Below are 14,239 nucleotides of genomic sequence, written 5' to 3'. Positions count from 1 at the left end.
TAACGATCTCGTCCTGCTTCACGGGGTGGGGGAATTTACGCGCCCATAAGTAGGGGAAGTTGAACTGCCCGCCGGGGCTCAACACGATGGACACCCTTGATCTTCGCCTCCGCCATTTCGTCGGCGATCGTATGCTCTCCGTCGCCGGCTAGGCGGTCAACACATGTGCGCACCAGGAAGTGAGTGCCCAAGTCGTGCGCTTCACAGAACAGTTCGTAAATGTCGCTCTCGCGATCGCCGATATGTACGCAGCGTTCGGGTTCACCCAATAATGCCGTGGATTGCCTCAGATTTTCTAGCCAGCGATAGCTTTCCTTTTCTTCAATTGGCACACGCGTAGGGTTGACCTTTCGCTTCAAAGCCGTGCAGCCCTTGAACTTGGTACGGGTCCAGAATTTGATGGCCGTCAGACCAAGCGGCAAGCCTTCAGCGGTTACGGCCAGACTCGAGTGCATCAGAATGCCGCATTGGGTCAGCGGCTTCTGCAGGCCGTGCCTTCCACGCGGAATCGAGGTCTTGCCCGTATAGCCGACAAGTTCAGGCCGTTCCCGCTGATATGAGAACGTTGTCGTATCTTGCAGTACGAGAATCGGGCCTTCCGTCGCCCTAAAGCGCTCAGCACTCGCTTGGAAATGTCCGCCCAGAATATCCTGCTCGCTTACTCGCTCATTGGACAAGAAGCGGTAAGCGCCTTTCGTGTTCGCCCAGTCTTGGCAGGCGAATGGAATCGTTTGTCCCACGCCTGACCATAGTCTCTCTAACAATGTTCGAAATCGTCTGCGAAGCCTGGCATCTTGAAAACTGCTATCCGTCACCTCGCGATTGATCCAGTCCTCGCCATCTACTCGTCCGGTACCAGTCATTTTCTATCCATAGGTATCCTAACGTAGTGCAGGTTAACAGAACTTTCCATTATGATGTGGGTAATTGCAAGCCCGACGACGCGCTTACCAAAATGCTGCGCGCAATCGTGAGCACTGCCAGCGGGGACTACGACGGCCTTATTGGAAATACCTACACGGACAACGGCGACGCACCTTATGCGCGAAGACGTAGAAACGATGAAGGTCGAGCACGGTGATTGAACCATCGACTCGCGGCCAAAACTATTCGGCCACCATTGGTATTCGTGGTGCGAAGTTGAACGCCGGCCAACGGACGACGGCGACGATGGGCAAATTTCCCATTTCTCCAATGTCGGTGACTTCGACACGGAGCGGGCGACTTACGAACGTGCCGTCTCATCGGCGAAGCCGTGGATAGAGGACAACTTCTGACGCAGGCGGGTTGCGGCGGGCAAGGCGTTTGCGGTCCGCTCGCCTTAACCGTGCAGCCAGACGAGCACGCGGGGTGGCGTGTTGAGGTCCCGGACAAGGGACCGCAAGGCGTCTTTGTGACGATCGTGGCCGACAGGAAGGGCGCGCTCAAGATCGCCGCGGATATGTATCCGACAGCGAAGATCCAAGTCGTCGACAGTCCTCCAGTAACATGAAAACGCGCTCGAGGGGTGCCAAGGGCAGCATCCCCGATGAGCCGCTTCCGGAATCCATCTCTCCGCAACATGCCCGAGCGCTTCTCCGCTGTCCTCGGCCCCAAGAACCGGGTGAAGAAGATCTTCATCGACTACCTGCGCAACAGCAAAGGGGCGAGCATGGTTGCCGTGTTCTCCGCGCGGGCCCGATCCGGCCTTCAGGGGTGACGATATGACGGTCAGTGATAAACGGGTGGGGGTGTCGATGCCCATCGCGTGGGATGAGCTGACGGACATCGGCCGCGCCGATCAGTGGACGATCAAGACGGCCGCGCCGCGCATGCATTCGCGAAGCGCCGATCCTTGGGACGGATTCCACCGCACTCGGCAAGGCATCACGGTGGCGATGCGTAGGGCGGTCGGCCTGCGCCGACCGCCGCTTGAGCATACCGTTAGCTATGGCTCTTTGACTTGTGGTGCCGCTTGAGATGCAGCGTAGAGTGCTTGCCCGTCGGCCCGCCGGCCGTGCCGGTTTCTCCGCTGCCGTTAGGCGTCGTTGCCGTGCCGACCCCACCACGGCCTGCGCCGTTGCCGCCGGGTACGCCGCCCGCGTTGCCTTGGGCGAGCGCGACGGTCGAAAGGCCCCAAGCGAGCGCGGTCGTCACGATGCATTTGGTTACGGTATTCATGTTGTTTCTCATTCTGTTGTTAGCCTGAAGGCCACCAGTGTCTCTGTCGACGCTTGCGCTGTCTGGTGTTCGCAAGCGGCGGTCCTGGCGTTGTGGGTCCCGGGTCCGCGCAGTATTGCACAGTAGAAAGGTGACGCGCGCGAGACGACGACATAACGTATGCGAAAGCCGCCTTGGGCGCGCTGGCCTGTTTCGACCGCTCTTGATCGCACCGCTCAGCTCGCCGCCTATTCGGTCGCGCGGAGGCATTCTTTCGTGCGGAATAGAGTCCTACTCCTGCCTCTGTTCGACGCTTGCGATTTTCGCCGGCCCCGTACACTTCTTTCCGTGGCGATGAAACGCAAATGCGAGTCGCACGACGGCAGTCACCGAGCATCCGGCCCAACCTCACGCCTGTCCGGACAAGCGGTTGCCGCGCGTGCGTCTCAGGTTTCATCGCTCCGCTTCAAGAGATTAGTCGTTACGGGGAAGTTGTTGCTGACCAGCGGTAGAGAGACGTTGCGGGAAGTCGACGCAGTAGTAGTGTCCGAAGCCCCGGCCGGATCATTGGTCGGGGCTTCGGCATTTTTGGGCTATTGCGCGTCCTTCAGCTTGTGCGGCTTCGGCGGTGCTTTGACCTTGTTGTATTCGAACTCCGGCGTGTTCTTCAGCGCTTCCTTCGTGGCGCCCGCCAGATAGAAGTTGCCGCTGCGAATGTCCAGAGACGAGATGGGCACCGCTACATCATGCGTTGCGACGCCCAGGAAACCGCCTGTCGAGACGATGGCGGCAGATACCGTCGCGTCCGGCGCAATCACCAAGTCTTTGATCGATCCGATCTTCTCGTTCTTGTCGTTGTAGACAGTCTTCCCCAGGATGCTCTTCCTTGTGCTCCAGCCCTGCAGCAACGCTTGAGATTGCTCGACAGTGACGCTCAGGGGCTGCGTCCCGGCGACTTGGGCGTGAGCGCCCAGGCTTGCAGTGCCAATTGCGGTAGCGAGTGCGAGGTATCGAAGCGATTTCATATATTTTCCTTCCGTTCTGTGTTGGTCGGACCTTAACGCAAAGAACAGGCCAGCTGTGGGGGGCCGCCATCGACTTGCATCTAGCCGTCACCCCGCCCACGGCGCGTGACTTGCTCACAGTCCTCGCCAGTTCATTGCAACCGAGCTAATCACTCGCCGGCTTTCCGATACTGGGCCTCGTCGCGCCGCAATTCGCGCCGCTCGACTTCACTGCGCGAGCAGCCACCGCTTTCTTCCTCTGGACCAAGGAGCTGCTTGAGCCGACGCTCAATCGCAAGCTCTTGGCATACACGGTTCAGCATGACCTGTTCGCAGGCAACCAATTCGGATTGGATTCGTACGTCGCGTTGCTGCGCGTGCAGGTGCCATGGTTCGGAGAAGGGCTCGGACCGGTCGCCGAAGCCGATGCTGCATCCCTCAGCACCGCGATCTGGCCACCACGGGAGAACGAGCAACGCACGCAAGACTGATCTGCGCGATGCTTCTCTCGGCAGGGCCACTCAGACTGACGCGAAGACGACGCTACCTTCCTTGTTCATGCAGGCATCATTCGGCTCGATGATCCAGCATTCGAGTTCGGGGTAGGCAAGCCGACGATACAAGCTGGTCTCAAGCAATTCGCCGCGAAAGCGGCGGTATAGAATGCGCCCGGCAAAGTAATAGTGTGGTTCAAGGGGAGCCGGTGCCGTTGCTGGAACGGCTCCGCGGAACGTCGTACGTGTGTCGGCTTCGAACGTCGTCCATAGCTCGCTGCGCGCCGGCAGCAACATGCCCGGCTCTACCGCATCTGTCACGGCGTATCCCCAGCCAGCATTAGGCAGAGCGTGTCGTGCGCCGACGTACGTACGCTTAATCTCAAAGGCGCTGCTGACGACCTCGAAATCCCACTCGGATCGATTGTGCAAGACGAACATCACCTTCCCTGGAGAGCCTGGGATGATGCGGGCCTTGCTGAGCGATTGACGGTTGCCGCGCGTCCCTCGCTGCTGCCGACTCGTCGTCGGTCACCGCTTCACTGCGTCCGTGTTGGCACGCATTCATGCTGGTACCAGTAGTCGACGAGGCGCTGCGCGTACTGTAGGTCCTCCGGATAGTAGGGGTCGTCCCAGAACGGCGACGGGTCGTATCCCGCCTTTCGTAACGCGGCTAACTCTGACTGGTGCTGAGCCATCGTGGGGTTCGCGTTCGTCCTCAGCGCAGTCAGATCAAGGCACTCACGGTCGGTGAGGTATCTGCCTGGCGGCGGCATCTCGCCGACGGCACATCCCGCGAGCAGGCATGCCGAGGCAAAGACAACCGACAAGTGTGTGCAGATAGCGCCCACGGTGGCCATCCGCGGTCAGTCGCCGCTGCCTAGTTCACTGTGCTTGTGTGAATGCGTGGCGGCATGGACAAGCTCGTAATGCGCTCCCTTGCCACTTCGGGTCGGCGGAAAATGCTCGCCTTCGACGCAGGTCACCTCGAAGCCGGATCCGCCATCGCCTTCCTTCACGACCTTGTAGATACCCGAGGTTTGCACCTTCTCGCCGGGTCTGTGTTGCTCTGCCATGTCCGCCTCCTCGTTGGTTGTTTCAATCGGCGAGGAGCAAAAGCCATTCCTCAACGGTCAAGTGCCCTTCTGCAAGTTGCGGTATGCATTGAAGTGGCGAATCGCCTTTGTCGCGTCGCCGAGTTCTTCATGAATGCGCGCAGCGTTGAAATGCGCATCCGCAAAGTCCGGCGCGTGTTCGATGCAGCGCTCATACGATCTCAAAGCTTCGCCAAACCGCCCAGAGTCCTCCAATGCGACGCCAAGGTTGAACAGCAACACGGGGTCGCTCGATTTGTAGCGCAGCGCGTCGCGGTAGACGGCGATTGCGTCATCGAACCGCTCGGTGTCCATGAGGATGCCACCAAGGTTCAGCGATGCGTCGGTATAGTCGGGCACCCGTACAAGCGCCTCTCGATAGGCCGATTCAGCTGCGTCGATGTCCTCGTCCTCCATCGACCGGGCGCGGTAAAAGAGATCCACGGCCTTCTCGCGGGCTTTGTGCGCCAGCGGGGCCTGAAGCGATGCGATGTTGGACGCCGCGGGTTTGACCTCAAAGTCCAGCAGCAGTTGACCGGTCTCCGCATCCCACTGGCGGCTTGTCTCGTCGCGCACCGCGACGCGGTCGCCAACGGCTGCGATGCGCACACCGGTAAGCGACCCTTCATGGCCCCAACTCTTGCGCAGATGATCGAGCGCGCGGACGATCTTCACAGGCGTGACACCCGCCACGCGCAACGCGTGCGCGGTTCTGAGCATGACGACGTCCTGAAAGGTGAAGCGCCAGTCGCGCCGCTCGCCGTTCGGCGAGACGAAGCCGGCCGCAACGAGCTTTTCTACGACGCTTCGCGAGACCCCCAGCATGCGCTGGACTTCCCGCAGGCTGTAGCCGTGCTCGGGCATGTCATCTCTTTGTGCCGGTCTTCCGCGCTGGCGCGGGTTGTTCCTCGGTGGCCGCGCGGCGGACCGATCGGCGTTTCGGGGCCGGCGCTTCGTCCGCGGGTTCCGGAGTCGGTGCGGCGGCTCGGGCTGTCTTCCGTGCGGCGCGCGGTGCCGCCGTCGTTTGTTCGGCTGCAGCGGGCTTTTTCTTCAGACTGGCCCGCAGCGCTTCCACGAGGTCGATGACTTGCGCACCGGGCTGTTCGATGGCGGGCGCGGCGGTGATTTTGTTGCCAGCGATCTTCTTGTCGATTTCGGCGAGGATGCGCTCTTTCTCCTCGTCCTTGTACGCGGCGGCATCATAACTGTCGACGCGGTACTGCTCGATCAGTTGCTCGGCAAGCTGCAGTTCCGTGGGCTGGATCTCGGTTTCTTCGATGCCGATATCGGCCTGGGAACGGACTTCGTCGGCATAGAGCAAGGTTTGGAGGATTAAGCCGTCGTTGCCTGCGCGCACCTGAACCGTGGCCTGCTTCCCCTTCCAAGTCCAACGGGCTACCGCGCAAGTGCCGCTGTCCTTCATGGCCTCCAGCAGCAGGCGGTAAGGCTTTCCTCCACGCTTGTCGGGCGCTAGATAGTACGGTTTGTCGAGGTAGATCGGATCGATGGCTTCCGTAGGCAAGAACGACACAATGTCGATCGAATGGCTCGCGCTTGCTTCGAGCGCCTCGAGCTCGGACTTCTCGAAAATGACATACTTGTCCTTCTCGAACTCATAGCCCTTGACCATATCGGCGCGCTCCACCACCTTGCCGTCGTGCGGGCACACGTACTGTTGCTTGAGCCGAGTGCCGCACTCCTTGTGCATGAGGTTGAAGCCAACGCCCGACTTGCTTTCCGTGGCCGTGTAGACCTTGACCGGCACTGAGACGAGCCCGAAGCTTAAAGTCATCGACGCGATGGAACGGGCAGCCATTGTGTGACCTCCCTTTTCAGGTAACGGCCCGTTGCTCGGCTTCTTCGCCTGGTTCCTGGGCGACATGGGCCTCGTCTACCCTCGTGCGCCGGCTCAAGCCAGCGGCCATTCGCCATTCTTCGAGTACGCGCTCGAGCAAATCGTAGGTGACCGGCTTGCGCACATACCCGTCGAACGACGGAAAGTCATTGTCGCCCAGATCCGACCTGCCCGTCATTGCGACCATGTACGCTGCCTGCGATGCCCCGTCCATTCTCAGCCCGTCGCAAGTGTGGCGGCCGTCGCCATCGGGGAGTTCGACGTCGGCCAGGATCACATCGAAGAGCCGACTACCCGCCAGCGCGCGAGCAGTCTTGCAGTCGTATGCAACGGAAGGTTCGTGACCCATCTGCTCGATGAGCGCGGCCAGACCCGTCGCAAAGTCACGATCGTCGTCCAGAACAAGGATTTTCATGGTGTCTCCCAGCAACCTGCGTTTTGACCGCATGCGGTATGGGCTCATGCATAGAAGATGCCAACCATTGACCACTACAGTCAGGTCGCGTCGCGACAGCCTTCAGTTGATCGCGGGGGGAACTCCGCTTATGCCATCTTTTCAACGGGGCAGAAATGTGTGCGGGCGTCGGATTAAACGGGTCGGCGAAATCGCATTACAGGGGCCGCTGGCGCAGGTCGACTTATTGAACCTACGGTTCTCAAGGTAGGCGCTCGATCGCAGACGACAACGATTGTCCGGTCGACCAGAAATCCGCCCAAGGGTCCCGTGACTGAAAGCTGAGGTATTCGCGCGCCGTCTGGACGTTCCACTGAGCGCCGCTCTTCAGGTCGGCGAGCTGTTCCCATGCGACCGGCATTGAAACGCCCATGCCCGGCCGGGCGCGCGCCGAAAATGCCGCTGCAGTCGTCTGCCCCTTCCCGTTGCGCAGGTAGTCGACGTAGACCTTGCCTAACCGATTCGCAGGCCCGGATACCGCAGAGAAGCGCTCGGGAATTGCTTTGGCAAGGTGCCGGACGAACGCCTGCGAGAATGACTTTACCGTCTGGTAGTTCAACTCTGGGGTGAGCGGCACGACCACATGCAGACCCTTCCCGCCGCTCGTCTTGAGCCACGCCTCAAGGTCCAGTTCTGACAGCAGCGTGCGAACGAGCAGCGCCGCCTCCTGGACGTGGTTCCATTTCACGCCCTCGCCGGGATCGAGATCGAACACAACCCGGTCGGGTTTGTCCAGGTGACGGACGATTGAATTCCACGTATGAAACTCGATCGTGTTCATTTGAGCGGCGGACAGCAAGGCGTCCGCTGTATCGACCGTCAAGAGCGGCGGATGATTTGGCCATAGTTCGCGATTGTGCGCAGTCAGACCCGGCATAGCCGTGCGCTCGGCATGTTTTTGGAAGAACAAGTCGCCCGCCACGCCTTCGGGCGCGCGAACCAGGGCCACAGGCCGGTCCTTGAGATGCGGCAGCATCCACTCGGCGACGCTCGCGTAGTAGCGAACCAGATCGGCCTTCGTAATCGTCGCCGACGCATCAATGACTCTTTCCGGGTGAGTGATTTTAAGCTGCGGCGAAGGCTCTGGCAGCTGCGTCTTTCCTCCCTCTCGGACGACGCTGCGTGCGGGCTTGTCGAGCCGCAGGCCTTTAAACGACGACTGTCGTATTACACCGTCGCCTGTCCATTCGGCGAACTCGACTTCTGCGACCATCGTCGGTGTTAGCCACCGTTCGCTACCGGCGGCGCGCCTGGACCACCGTCGTGCCTTGGTCACCTGCACGTCGAAGGGCGCCGCGTCGACTTCCAGTGGGATAAGGCGTTTCCAGAGATCTCGAGCGGTCTTTGAGTCCCATCCGGTGCCGACGCTTCCCGCGTCATGCAGCTTGTCGCGCACGTAATACCCAAGCAAAAGGCTGCCGACCTCACCGGATTTGCCGCCGCGTCCGGTCATGCCGCAGATGACCAGTTCCTGCCGCAGTCGCGCCTTTGCCTTCAACCAGGATTCCGTCCGTCCCGACTCATACGGCGCATCGCGCCGCTTGAGCACAAGGCCTTCCAGGCCTAACCCGGCGGCAGCCGCAAAGACCTGCGCGGCAGGCGCGTCAAAGTCCTGACTGAACAGCAGCAGCTCTCCTGCGTTTTCGAGAACCGTAGCCAGTCGAGCTCGCCGCGCCCACACCGGCACTTTCCTGAAATCCTCGCCATCGAGGTACATCAGATCGAACAGGAAGAACACGATGTCCTGGTTGTTGTGCCCGTCAATCGCATTCTGAAGTGCCGAGAAGCTCGGAATGCCGTCTTTGAGTACGACAATTTCGCCGTCGAGCCACGCGCTCACGACCGGCAGTTCTTTGATCGCGGCCGCGAGGTCTGGAAACTTGGCGGTCCAGTCATGTCCGTTTCGCGTGAAGAGCTTCACTCGGCCCTTATCGATGCGTGCCAGGAGGCGATAGCCGTCCAACTTCGTCTCAGTGATCCAGTCGCCGTTTCTGGGGAGCGCACTCGCCAGTGTGGCAAGCTGCGGCTCGAGTTTCGCCGGTAGCGGTGCCCGCACTGCGGCAGATGAGTCAATCTTCGACTCTTTGGCGCGCGGGCGTGCCGTTGTCTTCGGCTCGCGTTCTTCGAGAAGTCCGAGCGGATGGGCGACGACGGCTATCCGGCAGGGCCTTGCTAACGTCGTATTCTTCGAGCGGGCGCGCCCACTCGTCTCGCTTCTTGAACAACATCCATTGGTCCTGCTTGTCGCCCGGCTTGGAGATGCGCACCAACTCCCATAAGCCGGCGAGCTTCTCACCGTGCAGATGGAAGACGAGCTTGCCCACCTCCATGCCTTGGTCCGCATCGCCGACCGGCTCCCACGTTCCGTGGTCCCACACGATGACCGTACCGGCGCCATACTGCTTGGGCGGAATGGTGCCTTCGAAGCCTGCATAGGAGACCGGGTGATCCTCGACGTGCACCGCGATCTGCTTTTTGCTCGGATCGTAGCAAGGACCTTTCGGAACGGCCCACGAGAGTAGTACGCCGTTAAGTTCGAGGCGAAAGTCATAGTGCAGCCGGCTCGCCCAGTGTTTTTGCACGACGAAGCTGAGCTTGCGTTCTCTTACAGGCGCCTCGGTGGTAGACGCCGGCGGCTCGGGTGTGACACTAAAATCCCGCTTCTTCCGGTAGCGGGCGAGGGGAGGGGCGGTGGTTTCGCGGGGCGAGGCCATGAGCTCAAGGGGTAAGTGCGGCTGCGGATGGCCGAATAACAGCAGCGCGCGGCCAAGGCTAGTTTCGCATGGCCGGTCAGTACGGTCTTCGGTTTGCGTCTTCCTCAGATCTGTCGGCGTCGCCCGTCTCGATGCACGTCGTGTTTCGTGTCGCGAGAGGAGTGCGGCTGCGGATGGCCGAATAACAGCAGCGCGCGGCCAAGGCTAGGATCGCTCGCGAGGATGCTTACCCCTTGAGCTCATGGGATCCTCGACCGATCTGTCAATAAGATCCTCCGATTTTTGGCTGTTGAAGCTGTGCCCCTAGCCGGAGTAGCGATAGTGTGCTCCAGGCGAGATCGATGGAGGGAGCAAAGGGCATTCCATTTAGAACCGGGTGCGTAGCCGCTGCGGCTGTCTTGCAGTGGGATGGACGGGAGCCGTAAGGCATCCGTTTCGAGATGGCAACAACGCGTTGAGCATCGAAAGACGACCTGCTATGTTTGCTGCACTTCAACTATTGAGATAACTCCAATGCCCATAGAGCTATCTGTAGACGAAATCCGTGTCCGTGCCTACCTGCTGTGGGAGGGCGAGGGTCGCCAATCCGGACGAGATGGACATTATTGGCACGAGGCGATTCTTCAACTCGAGCGTGAGCGTGTCTCCGAGCCTGAGAACGCAGGCATCGGCGTCGCCGCTTCGTCGGATGCTTCCACGTCAAAGCCAGCTAAGCGAAGCGCAACGACGAAGGTTGGCAAAGGGGTGCCTGCCAATGTTGGCCACGGAAACGGTTCAGCAACGGACGGCGAAAGGAACGGCGAGAAAAGCCGCAAGGTGACGGGGGAGCGTCAGAAGAAGGCCGATATCAAGTCCGACACCAAGGCAGATACGGTCGCAACGAAAGTCGATGAGAAGGCGAATACGAAAACCGAAGCAAAAGCGAAAGTAAAGAAGAAGGTGGGTGCGCCCGCAGCCGCTTCGAAACAGCCGAAGAAATCGCGACGTATCAAAGAAGACACTGGACAGGCGCAGTCAAGCGAAGGGCCTTAAGAATCGCGTAGAGAGGGACGGGTCTGCACGAGAGACAAGGGACGAACAGCGGCGACGGTTGGACCGGCTCAATCAGGCTGAGCGGTTCGATTCGGACGGGCAAGCCTCAGCAGAAGTTGCGGCTGACGGTCGTGAGGCCGCCGAGCAGGTGCGACATGTCGACGAGCCGCTGGGCAACCAGGTGTCGGACCTCGCCTTCGCACTGCCACGTGCCATACACGGCGAGGAGCGCTGCGCCCAATGCCTCCTTTCGTTGTTTCTCGAGTAGCGAGGGCCAGACGATCACGTTCACATTGCCCGTCTCGTCTTCCAGGGTCACGAACATGACGCCCTTGGCGGTGCCCGGTCTTTGCCTTACCGTGACGAGTCCGCAACCCCGCGCCAGGCGTCCGTTGCGATAGGTGCGTAATGTCGCGGCGGGCATGAGCCGGTGTTCCAGCAGGACAGGGCGCAGAAGCGAAAGCGGGTGCCGGCCCAAGGTCAGCCCGGACGCGTTGTAGTCGCTGACGATGTCTTCGGCCTCGGACGGTGCGCCAAGTTCGGGCGTCTCATCGTCGATCCGGCTATCGGCGAGGATGTCGCGGTCGGGGACTGCTGCGACCGATTGCCATAACGCTTCCCTTCGATTTCCCGCCAATGATTGCAACGCGTTGGCTGCGGCGAGCACCTGAAGATCATGCCGATCAAGCTGGGCGCGTCGCGCCAAGTCGCTAACGCTCACAAAGGGCTTCACGGCCCGGGCATTCTCGATGCGCTCGGCCGCGCCGTCACGCATACCTTTGAGCAACGACAGCCCGAGACGCACAACAGGCTTTCTGTGACCGACGCGACGCTCAAGCACCGAGTCCCAGCCGCTGATCGTGACGTCGATCGGCACCACCTCGACTCCATGACGCTTTGCGTCCTGCACGAGTTGTGACGGCGAGTAGAAGCCCATCGGCTGCGAGTTCAGCATCGCAGTTAGGAACGCAGCGGGTTCGTGGCGTTTGAGCCAACTGCTCGCATAGACGAGTAGGGCGAAACTCGCTGCGTGACTTTCGGGAAACCCATATTCGCCGAAGCCTTTTATCTGCTCGAAGATGGCTTCAGCAAACGACTTCTCATAGCCACGCTCCTGCATGCCGTTGACGATGCGGTCGTAGTACTGCTGCAATCCGCCTTTGCGTTTCCACGCAGCCATTGCGCGCCGCAACTGGTCCGCTTCGCCAGGCGTGAAGCCGGCGGCCAGGATCGCGACCTGCATCACCTGTTCCTGGAAGATCGGCACACCGAGCGTACGGCCGAGCGCCGTCTCCAGTGCTTTGCTCGGGTAGGTGACGGGCTCGATTTTTTGCCGCCGTCGAAGATAAGGATGCACGGCGCCGCCCTGAATCGGCCCGGGGCGCACGATCGCGACCTCGATGACCAGGTCGTAGAAGGTCCGCGGCTGCATGCGCGGCAACATGCTCATCTGCGCGCGCGACTCGATCTGAAAGACACCGACCGTATCGGCCTGAGAGATCATCTCGTACGTCTCAGGGTCTTCAACTGGAATGTCCTGCATCTCGAAGCGCTCGCCGCGCTGCTCCGAGACGATGTCGAGTGTGCGCCGAATCGCCGACAACATGCCCAGCGCGAGCACGTCAATCTTCAATAGGCCGAGGGCCTCCAAATCGTCCTTATCCCACTGAATCGCGCTCCGGTCCGCCATCGCAGCATTCTCGACAGGCACGAGCCTCGTGAGCTTGCCTCGACTGATGACGAAGCCACCCGAGTGCTGCGACAGATGACGCGGAAAATTCAGAATTTCTGCGGCGAGCTTCGCCCACATCGTAATGAGCGGGTTGGCCGGATCGAGCCCGGACTCCTCGAAGCGACGCAACAGGTCCTGAGAGTGGTCGAACCATTGGTGACTTTTTGCGACCTTGTCCACGATCTGCGGATCGATGCCGAGCGCTTTGCCGGTTTCACGCAGCGCGCCACGGGGACGATAAGTCGAGACGGCCGCTGCAATAGCGGCGCGGTCCCTTCCGTACTTGCGATAAATGTACTGGATGACCTCCTCACGACGCTGATGCTCGAAGTCAACATCGATGTCGGGCGGCTCGCCGCGTTCTTTGCTAATGAAGCGCTCAAACAGCATATTGCCGCGCGAAGGATCGACTTCCGTTACACCCAAGCAGTAGCACACGGCACTGTTCGCGGCGGACCCACGCCCCTGACACAGGATGTGCTGGCTGCGCGCGAAGCGCACGATGTCATAGACCGTGAGAAAGTACGCCTCATAGCGCATCTCGCGGATCAGCTGCAGCTCGTGCTCGATCTGCTGCTGAACCTCAAGGGGGATGCCAGCCGGAAAGCGCTTGTGTGCGCCGATATACGTCTCCTGCCGCAGATACGCCTCGTGCGTGAAGCCGTCCGGCACGAGCTCATCGGGATACTCGTAGCGCAGCTCATCAAGCGAGAATGTGCACCGCTCGAGGATGTTGAGCGTCTGCACGAGCGCGTGTGCGGGGTAAATATTGGCGAGCCGCAGCCGCGAGCGAAGGTGCTGTTCCGCATTCGGCGCAAGATCGTATCCGCACTCGGCAACGGGCTTCCCAATGCGGATGGCCGTCATGGTGTCTTGCAGCGGCTTTCTCGAGCGCACGTGCATCACGACGTTGCCAAGCGCGACGACGGGTACGCGGTGCTGCTCGGCGATGTATTCGACACTGCCCCGATGAATATCATCCATCGCGCGCTGATGCAGGATCAAGCCGACCCACGCGCGAGCCGGAAACGTCTCATTGAGCCACTCAACCTGCGCGGAGAGCGCATCTTCTTTCGCGGGAAAGGCCGGAACGAGGATCGCCAGGCAGTCGGGCATCCCGCGCAGATGCGCGAACTCTTTCTCGGGCTTCGATAGATCATGCGGCGTGAGCAGGTACTCACCTTTCACTGCACGCATGCGACCGAGCGTGATCAGCTCGGACAAGTTGCCGTAGCCGTTACGATTCTGTGCGAGCAGGATGAGGCCGAACGCCGGGCTCTTGTCCGCATGAACGAGTCGAAAATATGAGCCGATGATCAGCGGCAGCTTTTCTTCTTTTGCCTGGACGTGTGCGCGCACGACGCCCGCCAGCGAGCATTCGTCGGTAACCGCCAGTCCCGAGTAGCCGAGTTGGGATGCACGCAGCACGAGCTCTTCGCCATGCGAGGCGCCATGCAGAAACGAAAAGTTTGTGAACGCGAACAGCTCCGCGTAGTCGGGAAGGGCCGACGAGAAAAGATCCACGGCGACACCACCGATTATCCGAAGAGCCCGTGAAGAAACCAGCGAACTTCTTCGGTCTTCACGCTCGGTCGTTCACGGTAGATCCAGTAGCAGTTTTTATCGTTGGCTTCCGCGACGTAGTAGTCGCGCGTCACCAGTTCGCCATCGTGCCACCCGGCTTCAATGCGCTCGCCCGTCCAGACCAGTTTGAGTGGCGA

Annotated in this window: 16 protein-coding genes and 1 pseudogene; 3 read left to right on the top strand and 14 right to left on the bottom strand. The window is 60.6% G+C overall.

From position 1 onward, the window contains the following. Positions 1–35: 35 nt before the first annotated feature. Positions 36–863, bottom strand: coding sequence for an IS4/Tn5 family transposase DNA-binding protein (locus tag AWB74_RS41490; protein ID WP_235024904.1), 828 nt, complete (start codon positions 861–863; stop codon positions 36–38). Between the two features lie 665 nt (positions 864–1,528). Between AWB74_RS41490 and ligD (AWB74_RS48860) the strand changes: the two genes are divergently transcribed. Then, complete coding sequence (ligD, locus tag AWB74_RS48860) at positions 1,529–1,699, top strand: non-homologous end-joining DNA ligase LigD (RefSeq protein ID WP_407642541.1); 171 nt, start codon at positions 1,529–1,531, stop codon at positions 1,697–1,699. A gap of 4 nt (positions 1,700–1,703) precedes the next feature. After that, entirely contained in the window at positions 1,704–1,958 is a 255-nt protein-coding gene (ligD, locus tag AWB74_RS48855) for a non-homologous end-joining DNA ligase LigD (RefSeq protein WP_407642540.1), read from the top strand. Here ligD (AWB74_RS48855) and AWB74_RS41475 read toward each other — a convergent pair. The 11 genes from AWB74_RS41475 to AWB74_RS48850 form a co-directional block, all read right to left on the bottom strand. After that, entirely contained in the window at positions 1,924–2,160 is a 237-nt protein-coding gene (locus tag AWB74_RS41475; RefSeq protein WP_061152342.1) for a hypothetical protein, read from the bottom strand. The two genes, ligD (AWB74_RS48855) and AWB74_RS41475, sit on opposite strands and share 35 nt — an antisense overlap. Before the next feature lie 572 nt (positions 2,161–2,732). After that, positions 2,733–3,164, bottom strand: coding sequence for a PRC-barrel domain-containing protein (locus AWB74_RS41470; protein WP_061152341.1), 432 nt, complete (start codon positions 3,162–3,164; stop codon positions 2,733–2,735). Between the two features lie 149 nt (positions 3,165–3,313). Then, complete coding sequence (locus tag AWB74_RS46125) at positions 3,314–3,628, bottom strand: hypothetical protein (protein ID WP_143749470.1); 315 nt, start codon at positions 3,626–3,628, stop codon at positions 3,314–3,316. 36 nt (positions 3,629–3,664) lie between these two features. Next, on the bottom strand, positions 3,665–4,078 hold the full coding sequence (locus AWB74_RS41460; RefSeq protein ID WP_061152339.1) for a hypothetical protein: 414 nt from the start codon (positions 4,076–4,078) through the stop codon (positions 3,665–3,667). A gap of 98 nt (positions 4,079–4,176) precedes the next feature. Continuing rightward, positions 4,177–4,497 (bottom strand): DUF4148 domain-containing protein, encoded by a 321-nt coding sequence (locus AWB74_RS41455; protein ID WP_061152338.1) that lies wholly within the window; start codon positions 4,495–4,497, stop codon positions 4,177–4,179. A gap of 6 nt (positions 4,498–4,503) precedes the next feature. After that, positions 4,504–4,713, bottom strand: a complete 210-nt coding sequence (locus tag AWB74_RS41450) for a hypothetical protein (RefSeq protein WP_061152337.1) — start codon at positions 4,711–4,713, stop codon at positions 4,504–4,506. 57 nt (positions 4,714–4,770) lie between these two features. Next, complete coding sequence (locus tag AWB74_RS41445; protein ID WP_061152336.1) at positions 4,771–5,595, bottom strand: tetratricopeptide repeat protein; 825 nt, start codon at positions 5,593–5,595, stop codon at positions 4,771–4,773. 1 nt (position 5,596) lies between these two features. Further along, positions 5,597–6,547 carry a non-homologous end joining protein Ku gene (ku, locus tag AWB74_RS41440; RefSeq protein ID WP_061152335.1) on the bottom strand — a complete coding sequence of 317 codons (951 nt, stop codon included), beginning with the start codon at positions 6,545–6,547 and terminating at the stop codon, positions 5,597–5,599. A 16-nt stretch (positions 6,548–6,563) separates the two neighbouring features. Beyond that, entirely contained in the window at positions 6,564–7,001 is a 438-nt protein-coding gene (locus tag AWB74_RS41435) for a response regulator (protein ID WP_160110384.1), read from the bottom strand. Positions 7,002–7,242: 241 nt separating this feature from the next. Next, positions 7,243–9,096, bottom strand: coding sequence for a DNA ligase D (gene ligD / locus AWB74_RS41430; RefSeq protein WP_407642539.1), 1,854 nt, complete (start codon positions 9,094–9,096; stop codon positions 7,243–7,245). Between the two features lie 13 nt (positions 9,097–9,109). Beyond that, positions 9,110–9,754 carry a DNA polymerase ligase N-terminal domain-containing protein gene (locus tag AWB74_RS48850; protein ID WP_407642538.1) on the bottom strand — a complete coding sequence of 215 codons (645 nt, stop codon included), beginning with the start codon at positions 9,752–9,754 and terminating at the stop codon, positions 9,110–9,112. Positions 9,755–10,267: 513 nt separating this feature from the next. On the opposite strand from AWB74_RS48850, the gene AWB74_RS41425 reads away from it, so the two are divergent. Then, positions 10,268–10,786, top strand: coding sequence for a DUF2934 domain-containing protein (locus AWB74_RS41425; RefSeq protein WP_061152333.1), 519 nt, complete (start codon positions 10,268–10,270; stop codon positions 10,784–10,786). Between the two features lie 106 nt (positions 10,787–10,892). Here the strand turns inward: AWB74_RS41425 and AWB74_RS41420 are convergent, their stop codons facing one another. Both AWB74_RS41420 and AWB74_RS41415 read right to left on the bottom strand, forming a co-directional pair. Beyond that, the gene (locus AWB74_RS41420; protein ID WP_061152332.1) at positions 10,893–14,042 is read right to left on the bottom strand and encodes an error-prone DNA polymerase; all 3,150 of its coding nucleotides are present in this window, start codon (positions 14,040–14,042) and stop codon (positions 10,893–10,895) included. 14 nt (positions 14,043–14,056) lie between these two features. Continuing rightward, positions 14,057–14,239: pseudogene (locus tag AWB74_RS41415) on the bottom strand (DNA polymerase Y family protein); the annotation flags it as partial.

Source organism: Caballeronia arvi, from assembly GCF_001544695.2.
In the GTDB taxonomy this organism is placed as follows: domain Bacteria; phylum Pseudomonadota; class Gammaproteobacteria; order Burkholderiales; family Burkholderiaceae; genus Caballeronia; species Caballeronia arvi.
The sequence above is the reverse complement of the archived record's forward strand: the minus strand, read 5'-3'. Positions and strand labels throughout refer to the sequence as shown.